Annotated in this window: 20 protein-coding genes; 10 read left to right on the top strand and 10 right to left on the bottom strand. The window is 70.5% G+C overall.

Features of this window, described 5'->3' with window-relative positions:
- Positions 1–312 precede the first annotated feature (312 nt).
- From AB0I59_RS02800 to AB0I59_RS02775, 6 genes are all read left to right on the top strand, one after another.
- Positions 313–1,620, top strand: a complete 1,308-nt coding sequence (locus AB0I59_RS02800; RefSeq protein ID WP_358129369.1) for an ABC transporter substrate-binding protein — start codon at positions 313–315, stop codon at positions 1,618–1,620.
- Between the two features lie 82 nt (positions 1,621–1,702).
- Positions 1,703–2,701 carry a carbohydrate ABC transporter permease gene (locus AB0I59_RS02795; protein WP_082776581.1) on the top strand — a complete coding sequence of 333 codons (999 nt, stop codon included), beginning with the start codon at positions 1,703–1,705 and terminating at the stop codon, positions 2,699–2,701.
- Positions 2,694–3,521, top strand: coding sequence for a carbohydrate ABC transporter permease (locus AB0I59_RS02790; RefSeq protein ID WP_228637466.1), 828 nt, complete (start codon positions 2,694–2,696; stop codon positions 3,519–3,521). Before AB0I59_RS02795 ends, AB0I59_RS02790 begins: the two co-directional genes overlap by 8 nt.
- Positions 3,518–4,951, top strand: coding sequence for a GH1 family beta-glucosidase (locus AB0I59_RS02785; protein ID WP_358129365.1), 1,434 nt, complete (start codon positions 3,518–3,520; stop codon positions 4,949–4,951). Before AB0I59_RS02790 ends, AB0I59_RS02785 begins: the two co-directional genes overlap by 4 nt.
- The gene (locus AB0I59_RS02780; protein ID WP_061253547.1) at positions 4,948–5,943 is read left to right on the top strand and encodes a LacI family DNA-binding transcriptional regulator; all 996 of its coding nucleotides are present in this window, start codon (positions 4,948–4,950) and stop codon (positions 5,941–5,943) included. The genes AB0I59_RS02785 and AB0I59_RS02780 overlap by 4 nt, the downstream gene beginning before the upstream one ends.
- Before the next feature lie 80 nt (positions 5,944–6,023).
- Complete coding sequence (locus tag AB0I59_RS02775; RefSeq protein ID WP_358129362.1) at positions 6,024–7,184, top strand: hypothetical protein; 1,161 nt, start codon at positions 6,024–6,026, stop codon at positions 7,182–7,184.
- A 16-nt stretch (positions 7,185–7,200) separates the two neighbouring features.
- Here AB0I59_RS02775 and AB0I59_RS02770 read toward each other — a convergent pair whose 3' ends face one another.
- The 6 genes from AB0I59_RS02770 to AB0I59_RS02745 form a co-directional block, all read right to left on the bottom strand.
- On the bottom strand, positions 7,201–8,409 hold the full coding sequence (locus AB0I59_RS02770; protein ID WP_061253545.1) for a hypothetical protein: 1,209 nt from the start codon (positions 8,407–8,409) through the stop codon (positions 7,201–7,203).
- Between the two features lies 1 nt (position 8,410).
- Entirely contained in the window at positions 8,411–8,791 is a 381-nt protein-coding gene (locus tag AB0I59_RS02765; protein ID WP_061253544.1) for a RidA family protein, read from the bottom strand.
- A 22-nt stretch (positions 8,792–8,813) separates the two neighbouring features.
- Positions 8,814–10,082, bottom strand: a complete 1,269-nt coding sequence (locus AB0I59_RS02760) for an alanine racemase (RefSeq protein ID WP_435830906.1) — start codon at positions 10,080–10,082, stop codon at positions 8,814–8,816.
- Positions 10,083–10,151: 69 nt separating this feature from the next.
- Positions 10,152–11,732 (bottom strand): N-acyl-D-amino-acid deacylase family protein, encoded by a 1,581-nt coding sequence (locus AB0I59_RS02755; protein WP_061253543.1) that lies wholly within the window; start codon positions 11,730–11,732, stop codon positions 10,152–10,154.
- A 71-nt stretch (positions 11,733–11,803) separates the two neighbouring features.
- Entirely contained in the window at positions 11,804–14,908 is a 3,105-nt protein-coding gene (locus AB0I59_RS02750; protein ID WP_358129354.1) for a DUF4153 domain-containing protein, read from the bottom strand.
- A complete protein-coding gene (locus tag AB0I59_RS02745) occupies positions 14,905–15,594 on the bottom strand; it encodes a response regulator transcription factor (RefSeq protein WP_061253541.1) in 690 nt (229 codons plus the stop codon). Before AB0I59_RS02745 ends, AB0I59_RS02750 begins: the two co-directional genes overlap by 4 nt.
- An 86-nt stretch (positions 15,595–15,680) precedes the next feature.
- On the opposite strand from AB0I59_RS02745, the gene AB0I59_RS02740 reads away from it, so the two are divergent.
- The 3 genes from AB0I59_RS02740 to AB0I59_RS02730 all read left to right on the top strand — a co-directional run bounded on the left by AB0I59_RS02740 (position 15,681) and on the right by AB0I59_RS02730 (position 17,450).
- Entirely contained in the window at positions 15,681–16,532 is an 852-nt protein-coding gene (locus tag AB0I59_RS02740; RefSeq protein WP_061253540.1) for an arylamine N-acetyltransferase family protein, read from the top strand.
- Positions 16,533–16,587: 55 nt separating this feature from the next.
- Positions 16,588–17,178, top strand: coding sequence for a hemerythrin domain-containing protein (locus AB0I59_RS02735; protein WP_358129350.1), 591 nt, complete (start codon positions 16,588–16,590; stop codon positions 17,176–17,178).
- 80 nt (positions 17,179–17,258) lie between these two features.
- Entirely contained in the window at positions 17,259–17,450 is a 192-nt protein-coding gene (locus AB0I59_RS02730; RefSeq protein ID WP_061253538.1) for a tail-anchor membrane protein, read from the top strand.
- Positions 17,451–17,545: 95 nt separating this feature from the next.
- Here AB0I59_RS02730 and AB0I59_RS02725 read toward each other — a convergent pair whose 3' ends face one another.
- The gene (locus AB0I59_RS02725; RefSeq protein WP_061253537.1) at positions 17,546–17,872 is read right to left on the bottom strand and encodes a DUF3817 domain-containing protein; all 327 of its coding nucleotides are present in this window, start codon (positions 17,870–17,872) and stop codon (positions 17,546–17,548) included.
- Between the two features lie 23 nt (positions 17,873–17,895).
- A complete protein-coding gene (locus tag AB0I59_RS02720) occupies positions 17,896–18,723 on the bottom strand; it encodes an SURF1 family protein (protein WP_063818622.1) in 828 nt (275 codons plus the stop codon).
- Positions 18,724–18,867: 144 nt separating this feature from the next.
- Between AB0I59_RS02720 and AB0I59_RS02715 the strand changes: the two genes are divergently transcribed.
- Complete coding sequence (locus tag AB0I59_RS02715; protein WP_358129346.1) at positions 18,868–19,041, top strand: hypothetical protein; 174 nt, start codon at positions 18,868–18,870, stop codon at positions 19,039–19,041.
- Between the two features lie 177 nt (positions 19,042–19,218).
- Here the strand turns inward: AB0I59_RS02715 and AB0I59_RS02710 are convergent, their stop codons facing one another.
- Both AB0I59_RS02710 and AB0I59_RS02705 read right to left on the bottom strand, forming a co-directional pair.
- Entirely contained in the window at positions 19,219–19,521 is a 303-nt protein-coding gene (locus AB0I59_RS02710; protein WP_358129343.1) for a hypothetical protein, read from the bottom strand.
- A 7-nt stretch (positions 19,522–19,528) separates the two neighbouring features.
- The gene (locus tag AB0I59_RS02705) at positions 19,529–20,098 is read right to left on the bottom strand and encodes a hypothetical protein (RefSeq protein ID WP_358129341.1); all 570 of its coding nucleotides are present in this window, start codon (positions 20,096–20,098) and stop codon (positions 19,529–19,531) included.

Genomic DNA, 20,098 nt, shown 5'->3' with positions numbered 1-20,098 from the left:
AGGAGAGCGCTCTCTTCCATGGGGCGGTCGAGGGTGCGGGGACCGTGGGTGCCCCGCCTGTCCACCGGGCGCGCACAGCACCGGGCCCGCACGGGACGAAGGGCCTGGGGCGCGGAAGAGCGCGGCGGCGACACTCCACACCTTCTCCCACCTGGCGATTCGTGCCGTGGGAGCGCTCTCACGCATTTCGGGGACGTGAACAGGTAACGGGGATCGTTACTGATCCAACCCTTGACGCTGCGAAACGTGAGACTGAATCTTGTCGGAGAGCGCTCTCTTCATGATCGTTAATTCAGGACCCGAGGAGGGTTCATGGGCATCCCCCGCACGGGCCGCCGGATCACCCGGCTGTTCGCCCCCATGGTCGCCGCCACGCTGCTGACCCTCACCGCGTGCGGTGGAGGCGGCGGCTCCTCCCCCGCGAGCGGAGACTCGGCCGCGCCGGCCGAGAAGATCAAGCTGACCGTCGGCCTGTTCGGCGACTTCGGTTTCAAGCCGCTGTACGAGGAGTTCAGGAAGACGCACCCGAACATCGAGATCGAGGAGCGCCAGGCGGCCTACGCCGACCACCACACCAACCTCGCCGCGCACCTCGCCACCGGCGCGGGCGCCGCCGACGTCGAGGGCATCGAGGTCGGGTTCATCAGCCAGTTCACCGCGCAGCCCGACCGGTTCCAGGACCTCAGGCAGTACGGGCTCGACAAGCGCCAGGGCGACTACCTCGACTGGAAGTGGCAGCAGGGCGTCGGAGCGAACGGCGCCGTGGTGGGCCTCGGCACCGACGTCGGCGGCCTGGCCATGTGCTACCGCACCGACCTGTTCAAGAAGGCCGGCCTGCCGACCAAGCGCGACGAGGTGTCGGCGCTGTGGCCCACCTGGGACCAGTACATCGAGACCGGCAAGAAGTTCGGCGCCGCCGCCGACAAGGGCACGAAGTTCTTCGACAGCCCCGGCGAGATCATTCGCGCGATGATCGCGCAGGCACCGGTCGGCGTGTACGACGCGCAGGACAACGTCGTCGTCGCCAGCAACCCGGACGTGAAGAAGGCCTGGGACCTGTCGGTCCAGATGATCAAGGACGACCTGTCCGCCAAGATCGGCGCGTGGACGCCCGAGTGGAACACCGGGTTCGCCAAGGGCTCCTTCGCCACGATCATCTGCCCGGCCTGGATGACGGCGTACATCCAGGACCAGGCCAAGAACGCGGCCGGCAAGTGGGACATCGCCACCGTCCCCGGCGGCGCGGGCAACGCCGGCGGCACGCACCTCACGGTGCCCAAGCAGAGCAAGCACCCCAAGGAGGCGGCGGAGCTGGTCGACTTCCTGACCTCGGCCGACAGCCAGGCCACCGTCTTCAAGGCGATCGGCAACTTCCCCTCGATCCCGGCGCTGTACGACCAGCCGGACATCCAGAACTTCACCAAGGACTTCTTCAACGGCGCCCCCGTCGGCAAGATCTACTCCGACGCCGCCAAGAACCTCAAGCCGCAGCACCTCGGCCCCAAGGAGGGCGACGTGCGCACGGCGATCGGCAACGGCCTCGGCCGGGTCGAGCAGGGGCAGCAGACCCCCGAGCAGGCGTGGGCCCAGGTCCTCAAGGACGTCGAGAACATCAAGTAGCCAGGCGCCCGGGTGGGCCCCCGACCGTGGGGCCCACCGAACGACCGGAACGTCCGGAACAACCGGAACGAAAGGAGTCCCGATGCCCGTCGCCCATCGGGCGCCGACCCCCGAGACACCGCCGCGACCGCGGCCGGACGGGAGCCGTGCGGGAGCGGCGACCTCGCCGTGGCGCCATCGGCTGGACCGGAAGGTCTCCCCCTACGCCTACGTCGCGCCGTTCTTCCTGCTCTTCGCCGCGTTCGGCCTCTTCCCGCTGATCTACACGGCGTGGGTCTCGCTGCACGACTGGAACCTGCTGAGCAGCGCCAACCCGTTCATCGGCCTGGACAACTACCGGGAGCTGTTCGCCGACGGCTACTTCTGGAACGCGGCGTTCAACACGCTGTCGATCGGCGTCCTGTCGGCGGCACCCCAGTTGGTGCTCGCGCTGGTGCTGGCCCACCTGCTGAACCGGCCGCTCCGGGCGCAGACGCTGTTCCGCATCACGCTGCTGCTGCCGAACGTCACCAGCGTCGTCGCGGTCGTGGTGATCTTCAGCCAGCTCTTCGGCCGTGACTTCGGCCTGGTCAACGCGTTCCTGGACCTCGTCGGCATCGACCGGGTCTACTGGCAGGCGCACGTGGCGTCCTCCCACGTCGCCATCGCCACCATGATCATGTGGCGGTGGACCGGGTACAACGCGCTCATCTACCTGGCCGCGATGCAGGCCGTACCACGGGAGATCTACGAGGCCGCGACCATCGACGGCGCCTCGGCGGCCAGGCAGCTCTGGGGCATCACGATCCCGATGATCCGCCCGACCATCATCTTCACGGTCATCGTCACCACGATCGGCTCCATGCAGATCATCGCCGAGCCGCTGCTGTTCGGCGCCCAGGTGAGCAACGGCGCGTCGACCACGGGCGGCACCGACAGGCAGTTCCAGACCCTCGCGCTCTACTTGTACGAGAAGGGCTTCCGGAGCTTCGAGTTCGGCTACGCCTCGGCCGCCGCGTGGGTGATGTTCCTGCTCGTCGTGGTCGTCGTCGGATTCAACTACCTGGTGGTACGCAGGATGCGCGGAGGACTCGATGTCTAGCGGCTGGTTTCGCAGGAACCCGCTCACCTATCTCACCCTGCTGGCGGTGGCGTTCTTCTCCGCCTTCCCCGTCTACTGGAGCGTGATCGTCGCCTCGCACGACAACGCGGCGATGGCCGAGATGCCGCCTCCGCTGCTGCCGGGCGGCAACTTCCTCGCGAACGTGTCGCGGGTCTTCGACACCACGCCGTTCGCGCTGGCGCTGGTCAACTCGTTCGTGGTGGCGGGCACGATCACCGTCTCGGTGACGTTCTTCTCCACTCTGGCCGGCTTCGCGTTCGCCAAGCTGCGCTTCCGGGGGCGGAACGCGCTGCTGCTGCTGACCGTGGTGACCATGATGGTCCCGACGCAGCTCGGCATCATCCCGCTCTACATGCTGATGATCAAGCTGGAGTGGACCGGGAAGCTGTACGCCGTGATCGTGCCCGCGCTGGTCAACGCGTTCGGCGTGTTCTTCATGACGCAGTACCTCAGCCGGGCGCTCCCCACCGAGTTGCTCGAAGCCGGGCGGATCGACGGCTGCGGCACGTGGCGGCTGTTCCGGCACGTCGTCGTCCCGGCGGCGCGGCCCGCCGCGGCCGTGCTCGGGATGCTGACCTTCATGACGGCCTGGAACGACTACTTCTGGCCGCTGGTCGTCCTCACCCCGGACGACCCGACGGTGCAGGTCGCGCTGTCCCAGCTCGCCAGCGGGTACGTCCGCGACTTCACGCTCGGGCTGACCGGGACGGCGGTGGCGACGCTGCCGCTCGTGCTCGTCTTCGTCCTTCTCGGCAAGCAGATCATCGGAGGAATCATGCAGGGAGCTGTCAAAGGATGAGCGCCACGACCACCGCGTCCCGGGGGCAGGACGGGGACGTCGAGCCGGACGGACGCCACGGGCGACGGCTGGCCTTCCCCGACGGCTTCGTCTGGGGTGCCGCGACCGCCGCGTACCAGATCGAAGGGGCCGCCGCCGAGCACGGCAGGGGGCCCTCCATCTGGGACGGTTTCTCCCGCGTGCCGGGCAAGGTGGCCGACGGCCACACCGGGGACGTCGCCTGCGACCACTACCACCGCTACGAGGAGGACGTCCGGCTCATGGCCGGGCTCGGCCTGGCGGCCTACCGGTTCTCCGTCGCCTGGCCGCGGGTGTGCCCCACCGGTTCCGGCCCGGTCAACGCGCGGGGGCTGGACTTCTACGACCGGCTCGTGGACGAGCTCCTCGCGCACGGCATCGTGCCCTACCCGACGCTCTACCACTGGGACCTGCCCCAGGCGCTCGAGGACGCCGGCGGCTGGACGTCCAGGGACGTCGCGTACCGGTTCGCCGACTACGCGGCAGCCGTACACGATCGGCTCGGTGACCGGATCCGGACCTGGACGACGCTGAACGAGCCGTGGGTGGCGGCCTTCCTCGGCTACTGCTCGGGCGTGCACGCGCCGGGACGGGAGGATCCGGCCGCCGCGTTCCGCGCCGCGCACCACCTGCTGCTCGGGCACGGGCTGGCCGCCTCGGCACTCCGTACGGCCGGCGCGGCCGAGATCGCGCTGACCCTCAACCTGGCGCCGGTGATCGGTACGGACGATGCCGTGGCGGCCGTGACCAGGGTGGACGGGCTGCTCAACCGGCAGTTCCTCGACCCCGCGCTGCGCGGGCACTACCCGCGCGACGTGCTGGAGATCGCCGAGAGGCACGGCGGACTCGGCCACATCCGCGACGGCGACTTGGAGATCATCCACCAGCCGCTGGAACTTCTCGGGATCAACTACTACAACCCGTCCTTCGTCTCCGCCGCCCCCGGAGAGCCGGCGAACCCGGCGTTCCCCGGCAGCGAGGGCATCCGGTTCGATCCGCCGGCCGGGCCGACGACCGCGATGGACTGGCCCATCGACCCGGCCGGTCTGGAGTCGCTCCTGCTGCGGCTGTCGCGCGACTATCCCGAGGTGGGCCTGCTGGTCACCGAGAACGGCGCCGCCTTCGACGACGTCGTCCGGGACGGGCGGGTCGCCGACGCCGAGCGGGTCGGCTATCTGGACGCGCACCTGCGTGCCGCGCACGCGGCGATATCCGCCGGTGCGGACCTGCGGGGTTATCTCGTATGGTCACTGCTGGACAACTTCGAGTGGGCCTACGGCTACCACAAGAGGTTCGGCATCGTGTACGTCGACTTCGCGACCCAGCGGCGCATTCCCAAGGAGAGCGCGCTGTGGTATCGCGAGGTCATCAGCCGCAACGGGCTCTCCTACGGTTCTCAGGGGGACGAATGAAACGACCCACGCTGGAGGCGGTCGCCGCGCGTGCGGGGGTGTCGCGCGCGACCGTCTCCCGGGTCGTGAACGGCCAGGCGACGGTGACGCCGCAGATCAGAGAGGCCGTGATGCGCGCGGTCGACGAGCTGGGATATGTGCCCAACTCGGCCGCGCGCAGCCTGGTCACGCAGCGGACCGACTCGATCGCCCTCGTCGTGTCCGAACCGCCGACCAGGGTCTTCTCGGAGGACCCGATGTTCTCCACGGTCATCAGGTCGGCCAGCCTGGAGCTGGAGGCCGCCGACCGGCAGGTGGTGCTGATGCTGGCGGGCTCGCCCAAGAGCCACGCGAGGATCGAACGCTACATCGCCGGCGGCCACGTGGACGGCGTCATGCTGATCTCGATGCACGGCGCCGACCCGCTCCCCGCCGCGATCACCCGCATGTCCGTGCCGATCGTCTCGTACGGCAGGCCCGCCGTTCCCGTGCCCCTGCCGTACGTGGACAACGACAACGTGGGCGGCGCCGAGAAGGCCGTACGGCACCTGCTGGACAGGGGACGGCGCCGCATCGCGACGATCGCCGGGCCGCAGGACATGATCGGCGGCCAGGACCGGCTGGCCGGATACCGCAACATGCTGCGCGAATCCGACCGCCGCTCGATCGTCGCCGTCGGCGACTTCACCCGCGAGTCCGGCGCGGTGGCCATGCGCCAACTCCTGCGGGACGACCCGGACCTCGACGCCGTCTTCGTGGCCAACGACCTGATGGCCGTCGGCGCGCTGCAGTCGCTCCGGCAGACGGGCAGACGGGTTCCCGACGACGTGGCCGTGGTCGGCTTCGACGACATCGAGGCGGCCAAGTTCACCGAGCCCCCGCTCACCACGATCAGGCACCCGTTCACCGAACAGGCGGCGGCGATGGTCAAACTCCTGCTCGGGCTGTTCGAGGGCGGCCCGGCCGACCCGGTGATCCTCCCCACCGAACTGGTCGTCCGCGAGTCGGCTTAGGTCGTGGTCCGCTCGCACCAGGCCCCCCGTACTAGGGCGAATGCCCCCAAACCGGGGGGCCGCGCCCCTATACTCGCCGGATGCTGAAACGGCTTCCGCTGGCAGTGATCATGGTCACGCTGGCGGGATGCGCCTCGCTCCAACCGGCGGAGCCGACGGGACACCGGAACACGCCGCACGGTACGGCCGACGCCCGGTCGCGGCCGACGGCCACTGCCGTGAGCCCCCGCTGGAGTGTGGTCGGCGACAGCGGCTCGGGCGGTTCCCTGGTCGACGTCGTGGCGACCACCGCGCACGACGCCTGGACGGTCGGCTACCACAACGAGGTGGACCCGTCCATCATGCGCTGGAGCGGCGGCCGGTGGCGCGACGTGCGAGCGCCGGAGGGCGCGAAGCCCGCCGCCGCGGTGGTCGCCACGTCCCCGAGCGAGGTGTGGGTGTTCGACCACACCGCGCACGCGTGGCGGTGGAACGGCACCGGCTGGACGAGCATGGGCGGGCAGGGCGGGCAGGACGGGCGCTGGGTGAGTTCGGCCGCCGCGTCGGGACCCGACGACGTGTGGGTGGCCGGCTCGACCACGTCCGAGCCGCGGCGCGCCTTCGTGGGCAGGTGGTCCGGCGGCCGCTGGTCCGAGTCCGAACTGCCCGCGGGCGTCTCGACGATCTACGGGATCGGCGCGACCTCGCCCGACGACGTGTGGGCGATCAGCCAGACCACCGTCCTGCACTGGGACGGCCGCGCCTGGACCGCGCTGACCATGGGCGACCCCGGGTTCCCGGCGCTGGACGTGCCGGGCCCGCCCTGGCCTGGCGACGGCACGCCGCCCCTTTCGCTGCGGGACGTGGACGCGGTGTCCCCGAACGAGGTCTGGGCAGTCGGGACGGTCAGCACCGGGACAGGGGCGGAGCCCGTGGCGCTGCGCTTCGACGGCGACCGCTGGACCGCCCTGGACGTCCCCGCCCACCCGGACCACGCCGGCAGGGCCGTCGCGGGCGCGTTCAGCGCCGTCACCGCCGACGGGCACGGCGGTTTCTGGGCCGCCGCCGTCCATCCGGTGTCGATCCTGCACTACGCGCGCGACGGCGGCTGGACGGACGAGGGGATCCCACCCAAACCGGGGGCCGACCCCAGGGCGGTGGCCCTCGCCCGGGTGCCCGGCGGCGATCGTGTGTTCGCCGTGGGCGGTCACCCCAGCTACGACGAGGACAGCTCCGGCTGGATCTGGACGCGCTCTCCCTGAGGCGACCGGCCCGGAGCTACGCGAGCGCCCCCGGGATGCGTCCGAGAACGTCGAAGGGCGCCAGGCCGTACGCGTAGAAGTCGACCGCCTCGGCACCGGCGGCCCTGGCGGCGCGGACCTTGGCCGCGAGCCGATCCTCGGAGTCGGTGTCGGGCGAACCCGGCCGCAGTACGGCGCGCAGTTCCCGGTCCTTGCCCACCGACCGCTGGTAGGCGGCGACGTCGTCGGCCACCCGGGCGGCGTCCCTGGCGTACGCGAGAACCGCGAACGACGGCACGATGTCCCCCAGCGCGACCAGGTCCACCCCGAGCTGCCAGGCGTCGTGGGCGGCGAGACCCGCCGGCGGGAGGCCGTCGGCGTACCCCTTGCAGGCGCCGGTCGCGTCCATGAAGGTCAGCCGCGCTCCTTCCGCGCTCACCGCCTCCGACACCTCGGCGACGAGGGACGTCACGGTCTCCGAGCGCGCCCGTGCGTACGCGACGACCTCCGGACCGGCGTAGGCGGTCAGCGCGGCGCGCGTCACCTCGCCCTGGGCGGGCGGGTCGCCGTCCAGGACACCTCCGACGATGCGGGCGCACTCCTCGCGGGCGACCTCGGCGTTCACTCCGAGGTCCGTGGCGCGGCGCATGCACTGGTCGCAGAAGCACAGACCGAACAGGAACGCGTCCATCGGCCCGAGCGCCACGAAGCACCGCTCATGGTGATAACCGTGGCCGAACGTGCCGAAGTGCAGCGCCTCCGCCACCACGCTGTCCACTCCCTGCCGGGCGGCGGCGCGGCCGAGCGCCACCGCGTACGCGCGGACGTCGGGGTGCGCCGGACAGAGATCGGCGGGGGATCCCCGATCGCCGAAGCAGTTCTGCACGGTGACGTCGGGGAAGGCCAGCCCGAGCGTCGTGTTGTGCAGGAAGACCGTCCAGGCGTGCATCTTCAGCCCGCGCTCGGTGCAGGCGCGGCGCAACTCGGCGAGCGGCCGTTCGTCCGCGCCCTCCTGCACCGGGGGGATCAGCCGCAGCCCGGCAAAGATGTCCTCGGGTGGCGGGAAGTGCACACCGTCGCGCCTGAGCGTCACCCGGGAGGCGCCGTGCGGGGTGACGTCCCGGGCCCGGTGGTAGGCGGCGGCGATCGTCACCCCTTTCGCGCCGTATCCGGAGACCCGGTCGAGGACCTTGTCCATTCCCTCGCCGCGCAGGTCCTCGACGAAGACGTAAAGCGAGCTGTCCACGTCAGCGGCCCTTGTACGCCACGAAGTCGATCTCGACCAGGATGTCCTTCAGGTCGGAACCGACCGTCGTACGCACCGGGTAGGGCGCGTTGAAATACGACTTGTAGACCTCGTTGTACGCGGCGAAATCCTCCTTGAGGTTCTGCAGATGGACGGTGGCCTTGACGACGTCGTCGAAGGTCAGCCCCTCCGCCGCGAGCACGGCGCCGAGGTTGCGCATGGTCCGGTGCGTCTGGGCGGCCACGTCAGCGCCCACGACCTCTCCGGTCTCCGGATCGAGGGGGCCCATACCGGAGGTGTAGAGGAAATCACCGACGACGAGCCCCTGCGAGTACGCCCCGACCGGCGGTGCGCCCTCAGATGTACGGATCTCCCGCTTCATGTCTCACAACTCCTGGAAGTCCCTAGAAATATGTTTTGATCAAATCAATCACGACATAGTCATCATCAACCACCGGAATCACCCGCCACTTGTCGAACGCGGTGCAGGGATGGGACACGCCGAACGACACCAGGTCGCCCGGCCGCACCCCCTCCTCCCCCGGCGGGAAGCGCAGGTAGGTGTGCTGGTCCTGGACCTTGACGACCCTGGCCCGGTCCAGCCACCCGGGTGTCCGGCCGCCGACCGTCCGCACCATCGGCAGGTCGATGTCGTACGGGACGTCGCGCTTGCCCATCCCGACCAGCGCGAGACCGGGCTCGGGCACCGACAGCACCTGCGCCCACGCCTCGAGTGCGGGGAGCAGCTCGCCCTCGATCCGGTTGTACGGCGTGACCTCGCGGTAGAAGCCGTCGTCGTGGGCCACGTAGGCGCCGCTCCGCAGGAGCACGAGCGCGCCCGCGGACCGCGACCGGCCCGGCTCCGCACGCGGATGGGCCAGGGGCGCCAGCTCCTCGGCGACGAGATCGAACCAGGCGCTCCCGCCCGCCGAGACGACGAGCCGCCCGTCGACGTACGGGGAGACGGCCTCGGCCGCCGCACGGAGTTCGCGGAGCGTGTCCCGCACCTCGGCCGGCCCCGACCGGGTGCCCTCGTAGCACGCCACGCCCGCCAGCTCCACACCCGGAGATCTCCGTACGGCCTCGGCGACCTCCAGCAGCTCGGTGAGACTCCGGCAACCGGTGCGCCCGTCCATGTGTCCCAGCTCGACGAGGACCCGGAACGGCACGGCGCCGGCCGCGTCGGAGAGGATCCGCACCCCCTCCACGGAGTCGGCGTAGCAGAGGAACTCCAGCCCCCGCTCCACCTCGTACGCCAGCCGGCGCAGCGCGGCGGAGTCGACGATCTCGTTCGCCAGGAGCACCCGGGGCACGCCGAGGCCGCGGTAGACCAGCGCCTGCCCGGGCGTCGCCGCGCTCAGCCCCCACGCGCCGGCGTCGAGCTGGGCCTTGAAGATCGCGGGCGCCATGGTGGTCTTGCCGTGCGGGGCGAACGCGAGCCCGTGACTCCGGGTGAACGCGGCGAGCGTGGCGATGTTGTGGTCGAGCGCGGACCGCTTCACGACCAGCAGCGGCCAGGTGAAGCTCCCGTCGAAAAGGGAGTGCCGCGCCGCGACGAAATCGCGCCCGCTGACCGGTTCCCCGGTGTGCAGGAAACCGCGCGTGCTCCAGTCGATCAGCACGTCCTGAGCGGCTTCGGGCGCGGCGCCGGGAACGCCGAGGCCATCCGCGATGTGCACGCCGCCGCCCCCCTTGCCCCGGTATAGACCACCTGGGTGGATCGTACTGGACCGAGACCCCCGTCAGGAGGGTCGTAGTGCCCGGCCCGGGGTGGCCCCGGTCGGCTCGCCTCCCGCGAGCACCGGGACACCGGAGACCAGCACGTCGTCGATCCCGACCGCGAGGGAACGCGGGTTCTCGTACGTGGCGGTGTCGGCCACCCGCAGCGGGTCGACGACGATCAGGTCCGCGACCTGGCCGCGGCGCAGGAGGCCGCGTTCCGGCAGGCGGAAGCGGCGGGCGGGGTGCGACGCGAGATGGACGGCGGCCTGCTCCCAGGTGAGATCGCCCAGTTCCCTGACGTGCCTGCCCAGATAGCGGGCGAACGCGCCGAACCCCCGGGGATGCGGATGACCGCCCACGTAGATGCCGTCGGAGCCCCCGGTGTGGCCGGGATCGCGCAGGATCGCGCGGACCGACTCCTCGCCTTCCGGTCCCTCGTCGGGCCGGGCCGCCACGCATCCCGCTTCCAGCCGCGTCTCGATCAGGAGAGTACGGCAGAACTCGGCGGGATCCGTGCCGTGCCGCGTGGCGGCGTCGGGCAGGGTCAGGCCCTCCGCCCACTCGAACCCCGGCGCGTGGGACAGCGTGATCCGCTCCCACAGCCCGGCGAATCCCTCCCACTCCCGCGCCAGCCGCTCGGGCTCGGCACGGAGTACGGAGATCGCCCGGTCCGGGTCGGCCGCGGGCACCCACGGCGGAAGCAGCACCATCGCCAGGATCGTGCTGCCCCGAAGGTAGGGGTAGGTGTCGAAGCTCAGGTCGACGTCCCGCCGCCGGGCGTCGTCGAGCAGCGGGAGCAGCGTCCGCGCCGGTCCGTGATAGTGCGAGATGTGCACGGGGGCACCCGAGCGGACGCCGATCTCGGTCGCCTCGGCCATGCCCGTCACCGCCGCCGCGCCGTACCCCCTCATGTGGGTCACGTACGGCAGGCCGCCCAGCGGTTCGCAGAGACGCGCCAGCTCGGCCGCGTCGGCGTACCGTCCCGGGGCGTACTCCAGGCCCGACGACAGGCCCACGGCGCCCTCGGACAGTCCCCGCTCGACGCGTTCCCTCATGACACGCAGCTCGCCCGCGTCGGCACGCCGTTCCGCCGCTCCCATGACATCGAACCGGATGGTGCCGTGCGGCAGGAGGTAGGCGGTGTTCAACGCGGTGGCGCGGTCGTAGGCCGCGAGCAGCTCGGAGACGCCCGTCGGCCCGTCGATGCCGGGAAGCTCGCCGTTGACCGCCGCGAAGTAGCGGCTGGCGTAGTCGAATCCGGCCCGGGTCGTGGTCGGCGCGAACGACAGACCGTCCTGGCCGAGCACGAACGTGGTCACTCCCTGGCGTAGCGCCGCGAGCTGGATCTCCGGCTCGAACACGGCCGCGTCGCCGTGGGCATGACAGTCGATCAGACCCGGAAGCACGTACCTGCCCGACGCGTCGATGACCGTGGCGGCACCGATCTCGCCGGGCGTCCCTGGCACCTCGTCCCGCGCGGCTGGTCCGAGATCTCCCAGGATCGCGACGCGCCCGTCCACGATGCCGACGTCGGCCCGGAACGGGGGCGCCCCGGTCCCGTCGACCACCCAGCCGCCCCGGACCACCACGTCAAGATTCACACGCCCGATTCAATCACTTTCCCAGGAAACCGGCCGTTATCGCCGATATCGGCGCATGCGACGGGAAGCAGCTATCCCCGGAATCGGGACGGGGGACCCGGACACTCGGCGTCCTTCTGGACCGGGTGGCGACGGAGCACGTCACGGGCGCGTTCCCTGGCCAGGTTCCAGCCGTTCCAGGGGTCGGGCCGTTCCAGGTCGTTCGCGACGACCACGTCTCGCAGCACACAACTTCTGACCGGCTCGGGCAACCGGTCCAGGGCAGGTACGGCCTCGGCGCTGAGCCCGGCCAGATAGTCGTGGTCCAGCCGGTTCACCCCGCGTACGGAAAGCTGGGTCTCGGCCACCCGCGCCTCCGGGTTCCAGACGGCGAAGGCCAGCAGCGAAAGGCCCGTGACCAGCACCAGCGTCCGGGAGAACCACGTCGTCCTGCGGCGCGACAGCCGTACCGCGCCCGCCACGAGAACGAGAACGAACACCGCGGCCAGCCACCAGAGCGTGGCCTCGACGATGCCACGCAGCCGGGACAGGCCGTACGCCCCGGTGTACAGGTCCAGGCGGTGCAGTGCCGAGGCGAGGATGACCAGCGTGAACGCGCACAGCGGCCCGAGCAGCCCCGCGAGGAGCCAGCGGTCGGCCGCTCCCCTGAGTTGGAGGAGGACGACGGCGGCACCGACGACGCCCAGCACGAAGACGCTCACCGTGACCAGCTCGAAGAAGCCCGACCGCGCGTACTCGGCATAGGTCAGCCCGGCCGTCGAGAGAACCCGGCGGCTCCCTCCGAACAGCACGGTGATCTGCACCGTGACGAACGACGCGAACAGCAGGTCGAGCCCGGCCAGCGGGACCACCCACACCATGCGGCTGACCGGGGCCCGCAGGTTGGGCGGCTCGGGCTCGACGACGGGCCGCAGGCCGACCAGGACGGACGCGACCACGAGCAGACCGAACACCCCGAAGAGGAACGTCCGGTACGGCAGCTCCGCCGTCCATCCGGGTGCCTGCAGCAGGTCCCGCGCGAAGGCCGAGAAGACCGCGTCGGCCGAGCTGAACAGCAGCCCGAACACCCCGAGAAGCACCACCGTGATGCCGGCGCTCCCCAGGGCGGGGAGCAGCCACCTGCCTTTGAACAACCGTTTCGTCGGCGCGGAGATGAACCAGGGCAGAGGCGGCAGGGCGAGGACGACGGACAAGCCGCCCCTGATCACTCCGAGCCAGCCCGTACCGGCGCCGGACACTCCGAGAGCGGCGATTCCGAACGCCGCCAGCAGCAACGGCGTCACCAGCCAGTCGGCGTCCCGGAAGATCGCCACCGACACGAGAGCGTAGGCGAGGAGGCCCAGCCCCACCGTCCAGGGGGTGATCCGCCTCCACCCGACCGACAGCAGCACGATCAGCGCGGCGACGCCCATGGCCGCCGCCGTCAGCGCGACCCCCGACCCCACCGACGCGTACGGCATGGCGACCGCGGCGACCAGACCGCCTATCGCCGCCGCCGGCAACATCCATCGCGGGGCCTCCGGCAGGTCGGGCCGGGGGAACAACGACGGAGGCACGTATGCGGGCGGAGCGGGCGGCCCCTGGTGCCCGTGAGGTCCGGGGCCTCGGGGTTCTTGCGGTCCCTGAGGTCGCTGAGGTCCGTAGGGCATGTGAATCGGCGGCCCCTGGGGTGCCGCAGGCACGAGTGGCGGCGCCGCAGGATCCGGTACCGGCGAAACCGGCCCTGACGAAGCGGCTACCGAAGGAACCGGCTCCGAAGGAACCGGCTCGGAAGGCACCGGCTCGGAAGGAACCGGCTCGGAGGAGTCCGAAGGCGAGGGCGCCGACGACGGCACCGCTGAGGACGACGACACCAATGGCTCTGACACCGATGACTCCGAATATGAGCGCGAGGCAAGAACCCGCGACGGTGCCGGCGAGTGAGCCGGCGACGGAATCGGCGACTCCGTCTCCGAAGCCGCCGAAGCGGCGGCCATCCCCGGTGACGGCACTACCGACTCCCCCGCCTCTGCCGACGGTGGGACTCGCTCAGACGATGCGGCGGGCGCGGATTCGGCGGGAACGGGCACGGGCGTGGGCACAGAAGGCGCAGCCGGCGTCGCTTCCGACGCTCCTTCAGGTTCCGGCGTCGAATCCGCTACCGACGCAGACGCCTCCGGCGCGGACACTTCGGCCGTTTTCCGTACGACCGCGCGACCGGGCAGGTGGATGACCATGTGGCAGCCGGGGCGGTCGGCGATGCGGATCAGGCCGCCGTGCAGTTCGACGATCTCCCTGGCGATGGCCAGCCCGAGCCCCGCGCCGCCCGCGTCGGCGGCCCGGCCCGCGTCCAGCCGGGAGAAGCGTTCGAAGACCCGCGCGCGCTCGGATGGCGGGATGCCGGGGCCGCCGTCGACGACCGCGATCTCGACGTCGGCCCCCGACACGCGCGCCGACAGCCGTACCGTCCCGCCGGGCGGGCTGTGCCGTACGGCGTTGTCGAGCAGGTTGGCCAGCACCTGGGCCAGGAGGCCGGGGTCGGCGACCAGCGCCGTACCCGGCCGCACCCTGCTCTCGACCGTGACGTCGTCACGAGCCAGCGCGGCCTCGCCCGCGGCCTGGCGGCACATCGACACCATGTCGAGCGTCTCGGGTTCGATCAACCGGGCGCCGGAGTCGAGCCGCGACAGGTCGAGAAGCTGGGCGACCAGGCGGCCCAGCCGCTGCGTCTGGGCCAGAGCGGTGCCCAGCGTGTCGACGTCGGGCGTCGACACGCCGTCCACGACGTTCTCCAGTACGGCCTGCAGGCCGGTGATCGGGGTGCGCAGCTCGTGGCTCACGTTGGCGACGAGCTCACGCCGTTGCCGGTCCACCTCGCCCAGGTCCGCGGCCATCGCGTTGAACGCCCGGGCGAGCTCGCCCACCTCGTCCCTGGACGTGGCCGAGACACGCATGCCGTACCGGCCCTTGGCGATCGTCTGCGCGGCGGCGGCCATCTCGCGGAGCGGCTTGGTCATCCCCCGGGCGAGCAACTGGACCATGATCAGCGCGAGCACGACCGCGATGGCGATCCGGATGTTCCGCGTCAACCCGGAGTTGATGCCGACCTCGTTCACCACGAAGGCCGCGACCACGGCGAGCACGATCACGATGCCGAGCTTGACCTTGATCCGGCCGAGGAAGTCGAGGGGCCTCATGATCGGACCAACGCGTACCCGACGCCGTGGACCGTGCGGACCACCTGGGAGCCGAGTTTGCGGCGCAGGGCCCGGACATGGCTGTCCACGGTCCGCGTGGCGGCGGCCTCCGAGAAGCCCCAGATGTCCGACAGAAGCCGCTCTCGCTCGAATACCTGGCCGGGGCGTTCCGCGAGCCTTCTGAGCAGGTCGAACTCGGTCCTGGTGAGCTGCGCCTCGGTCCCGCGCACGAACACCCGCCGCTCGGCCGTGTTGATCTCCACCTCGCCCACCCGGATCACCGCGTCCTCGTGCGCGAGAGCCGCGGCCCGCTCCACCCGGCGGAGCAGCGCGTGGATCCGCGCGACCAGCTCCCGCATGCTGAACGGCTTGGCGATGTAGTCGTCCGCGCCGACGCCGAGGCCGACCAGGACGTCGGTCTCCTCGCCGAGCGCGGTCAGCATGAGGACGGGGACCGGCCGCGCCGCCTGGATGCGGCGGCACACCTCGAGGCCGTCCACGCCGGGGAGCAGGCGGTCGAGGACCACCACGTCCGGCTCGGCCTTGGCGTACGCGATCAGGGCGGCCTCACCGTCGTGGACGACGCGCACGTCGAAACCCTCGGCGACCAGCCGGTTCCGTACGGCTGTCGCGATCGTCTCGTCGTCCTCGACCACGAGGACCCGCCGATGTTGTGGGGGAGCCATGTCGGCAGCCTAGAACCGCCGTGTGCAGAGAGATCGTGTTCACGTGTGCAGATCCGGTGCAGTACCCCCCGTAGTACCTTGAGCTGGTGATTGACCGATATCTCCGGCGGCTGGGGTTGAGCGAGGAGCCGCCCAGCGTCGAGGCCCTCTTCCGCCTGCAGAGCGCCCACGTCGAGCGGGTGGCGTACGAGAACCTGGAGATCTGGCTGGACCGCCCGACGACGGTGGATCCTGCCGAGTCGGTCCGGCGGATCGCCTCAGGCCGGGGCGGTTACTGCTTCCACCTCAACGGCGCCTTCTCCGTGCTGCTCAAGGAGCTGGGATACCAGGTCACGCGGCACTTCGGCGGCGTGCAGAACTCGCCGGACAACCCGCCGGGCGCCGACGGCAACCACCTCGTGCTCGTGGTCTCCGGGCTGCCGTCCGACGGCAATCCGGACGGGCGGTGGTTCGTGGACGCCGGGCTCGGCGACGCGATCCACGAGCCGCTCCCGCTGGTGGAGGGCGCCTACACGCAGGGCCCGTTCCGGTACGGCCTGCGCCGGTCGGAGGCAGAGCCGGGCGGCTGGCGGTTCGATCACGACCCCCGCGGCGGCTTCGCCGGCATGGACTTCCGGCCGGAACCGACCGGGATGGACGCCTTCGCCGCGAAGCACGAATACCTGTCCACGTCCCCGGAGTCCGGCTTCGTCCAGGTGGCGGCGATCCAGCGGCGCGACATCACCGGCCTCGACAAGCTGACCGGGCTGGTCCTGAAGCGGGTCGGCGCGGGGCCCGAATCCTCGACGACGCTCGACCGGCCGGAGGACTACTTCGGGGCGCTGGCCGATGTTTTCGGTCTCACGCTCGACGACGTGACCGCTCCGGAGAGGGAGAAGCTGTGGCAGCGCCTGTACGGCGCGCACGAGCGGTGGATGGGCCGCAATGATCTCTCCTGAATGGGTTTCGGCTGGTAGGTAAGGGTAGGCCAGACAGAACCCGGAAGGAGGAGCTATGGACCGCCAGACAACGCCGGAGACGATGCGTGAGAACGACGTCATCGACCTGCTATTGCGGCAGCACAGCCTCATCAGGGAGCTGTTCGACGAGGTCGACAAGAGCCAGGGCGACGCCCGCACGGAAGCCTTCAGCCGGCTGCTGCGCCTGCTGGCCGTACATGAGACGGCCGAAGAGGAGATCGTGCATCCCTTCGCCCGGCACAAGCTCGTCAACGGCGACACGATCATCGACAGCCGGCTGCACGAGGAGCACGAGGCCAAGGAGTTGCTGTCCCAGATGGACGGCATGGACACCTCCACCACCGAGTTCTCCCGCCAGTTGGAGATCCTGCGGGCCTCGGTGTTCGCGCACGCCGCGGCCGAGGAACGCTACGAGTTCGCCGAACTGAGGGCGTCGACGAGCCAGGCCGAGCGGCGCGCACTGGCCGTCGGGGTCAAGGCGGCGGAGGCGCTGGCGCCCACCCACCCGCACGCCGGGGTCGAGTCGGGCGCGGCGAACCTGCTGCTCGGACCGCCCGTCGCGATCATGGATCGGGCGCGGGACGTGATCCGCAAGGCGATGGGCAAGAAGACCGGCGGCGAGTAGCCCGGCGCGGCACCGCCAGGAACTCGGCCGCGCCCGTGGACGTTGTCACAGGCGACGCTCTGGACGGAAAGGCCCGGACAATGTCTCCACTCGGGAAGTACTACATCGGCGCGGCTGTGGTTTCCGTGCTCTCGCTCTGGTTGCTGCCGGGCCTGATCGCCTGGCTCGTCGTGCTCGGAGTCCTCGGCGCACCGGTCGTCGCCTACTTCATGCTCGACGAGTCCCAGCGGAAGCGGCTGCGCCGGATCAGAGGCCGCCAGATCGGGCGCTGAACTCCGCTGAGGCCGCGCACCACCTGGTGGCGACCGACTGGTATCGACGCAGTGGCGCCCGTGACCGTTGAGGTCACGGGCGCCATCGTTCTCGGTCAGGCCGTGGCGGCAGCCGCCTTGATCTGACGGTTCACCCGCTCGGTGACGTTCTTCTCGACGACGAACGACAGGAACGGGATGGTGCCCGCGATCAGCACCAGCAGCAGGTACTTCACCGGCCAGCGCGTCTTGAGTCCCAGGTTGAGCGCGGCCAGCAGGTAGATCATGTACAGGAAGCCGTGGACCGGCCCCACGACGGCGACGAGGGAGCCGTTGTCGAATCCGTACTTCACCACCATGGCCACACAGAGCAGGAGCAGCATCACGCCGACGATGTAGGCCATGACACGGTACGGCTTGAGCGCTGATTCCACGACGATCATTACCTCTGCTGGGAAACCTGTTGTCACACGATATCCGCGACGGGGGCCGGTCCTTCCGCCGGTCCACCCCTCGTACCACCCGCTGATCCACTGGCGGGCCGCTCCCCGCGCGATTCGCGTACGGCGTCACGGACGAAGTGGAACCACATGAACACCGCGAAGATCGCGAAGATCCACCACTGGGCGGCGTAGGCCAGGTTGCGCCAGGTGAGCCCGCTTCCGACGGCCGGGGCGGGCACCGCGACCGACTTGGCGCCCGACGGCGTGTCCTGGGCGGTGGCCACGACGAACCCGCTGCGCAGCTTGCCGTCCGTCCACAGGTTGATCAGCTCACTGGTGGACACGGTCGCGACCTGGCCCGCGGGCAACACCCCCGTCCGTTGCACGGCGTCCGTCTGCTCGGCCGGCCGCAGCCGCCCGGTCACCGTCACCGTCCCCGTGGGTACGGCCAGCGCGGGATCGCTCGCCGAGGGAACCCAGCCCCGCACGATGGGGATGATCGTCCCGTCCGTCAGCCGCATCGGCGTGAGGATCCAGAAGCCCCGCCCGCTCGCGACCCGCCCGCCCGGCGCCGAGACGTCGGCCTCGCGGTCGGCGACAAGGAGTTGGCCCTGCGCGTCGAAGGTGCCCTGCGCCGTCACCTGGCGCCCCGCCACGTCCGATTCCGTGTGCCCGCCGAGCGCGGCGAGGTCGGTGACGGCGACCGGCGCCGGGTCGGCGGCCGCCTTGGGCATGCCGGACTCCTCGAACTCACCGAGCTGCCAGCGCCCGAGGAAGAAGAAGGAGACCAGCACTCCGACCGCCAGCAGGTGAAGGGCCACCAGCCGGGGAGAGAACAGGGTACGGAGCATGACTAACACGCTATCCGGCACCCGTACCGGTCCGGCACGTGCGGTCAGCCGGGGCGCCGACACTCCCTCCGGCCCGTCCACGCTCATCGCGAAATCCGACAAAACGGTGCCGCGACCGCAAAGCCTCTCGATAGAGTGCCCCTCATGTCCGAACCGCAGATTGACCCGGCCGGGAACACGCAGGCGTTCCGTGCGTTCGCCCGCGAGCAGGAAGTCGAAGCCGCCAACGAGCAGCCGTCCCGACTGCCGATCTGGATCGTCGTGGGGGTCGTGGCACTGGTCGCGGTCGCCGTCGTCGCGTATCTCCTGATCGCCTGATCTCTGATGTGATCCCGCGCCGGCTGAACGTTCTGCCCGGCGGACATCGCCAATACCCGCCGCCGACGACCGCGCCCGTCGGCGGCTTCCCCATGCCCTGGCCTGCAGTGCCCGGGTACCTGCTGGTGCCCGCCTCCGAATGAACGCGCTACATACAGGGACGCGAGGTTCGGCCTGTCACGGCAGGCGGTACCTCCTCGTGATCGCCCTGGCCTCGTCGAGGGTCACCTTGGGTGGGGTGCGGGCCAGCTCCCCGTGCAGGTCGGCCAGGAACTTGTCCGCCGAACCGCGAACGCGGGCGCGGTGGTGGGCGAGTTGCGCGTCGAACCGTCGGGCGGCCGGTCCCGACCATACATTGCCGGAGTGGAAGTCCTGGTAGGGCGCCTCGATGGTGCTCTCGATCTCGCGGACCAGCGGCTCCACGGTCCGCAACGCGTTCCCCAGCGCCTCGTAGAGAGGGTTCGGCACCATCTCTGTCATTGCCTGATCAGCCCCCCTTCGGAGACGAGGGCGTGGCCGACGGGCTCGGCGATGGCCCACTGGCAGCGGTGATGAGCTTGGGTGCGATCAGCTTCATCAACGCCAGCACGTCCGCCGCGTTGTCCCGCCCCTTGACGCCGTACTCCAACTGCACGCTGAGCTCTGTCTTTCCGCGAGCGAGCACGGCATGGGCCCCGTGCTTCTCGCTGTCCCGGCCCCTGAAGTAGTACCCGATGGAGCCGGGGATGATCTCCGGCAAGGGAGAGGCGCCATCGAGTTCTTCCTCCACCTCACCGGGGACTCTCTCCGGCGTGAGGGTGATCTGCAAGACCTTCAGCCGATCACCGTCTCGGCGATAGACCGCACAGCTTCCATCCCCACTGTCCTGTGAAAGGTCAAAGAAGCCGCGGACCAGAGGGTCGCTCACCCCGGTCATCAACTCCACCGCCTTCAAGGGGATGTATTCACAGATGTACGGCGGAGCGGCCACCGTCTGCAGCGGAGCGTGATCCGCCGTCCTCCGCTCGCCCTGGCATGCCGCCGACAATGCCAAGGCACAAGCGAGCACGACCGTCAC

It is taken from the genome of Microtetraspora glauca (assembly GCF_040656155.1).
Taxonomy (GTDB): Bacteria; Actinomycetota; Actinomycetes; order Streptosporangiales; family Streptosporangiaceae; genus Microtetraspora; species Microtetraspora glauca.
Note: the sequence above shows the minus strand (reverse complement) of the source record. Positions and strands in the feature narration are given on the sequence as shown.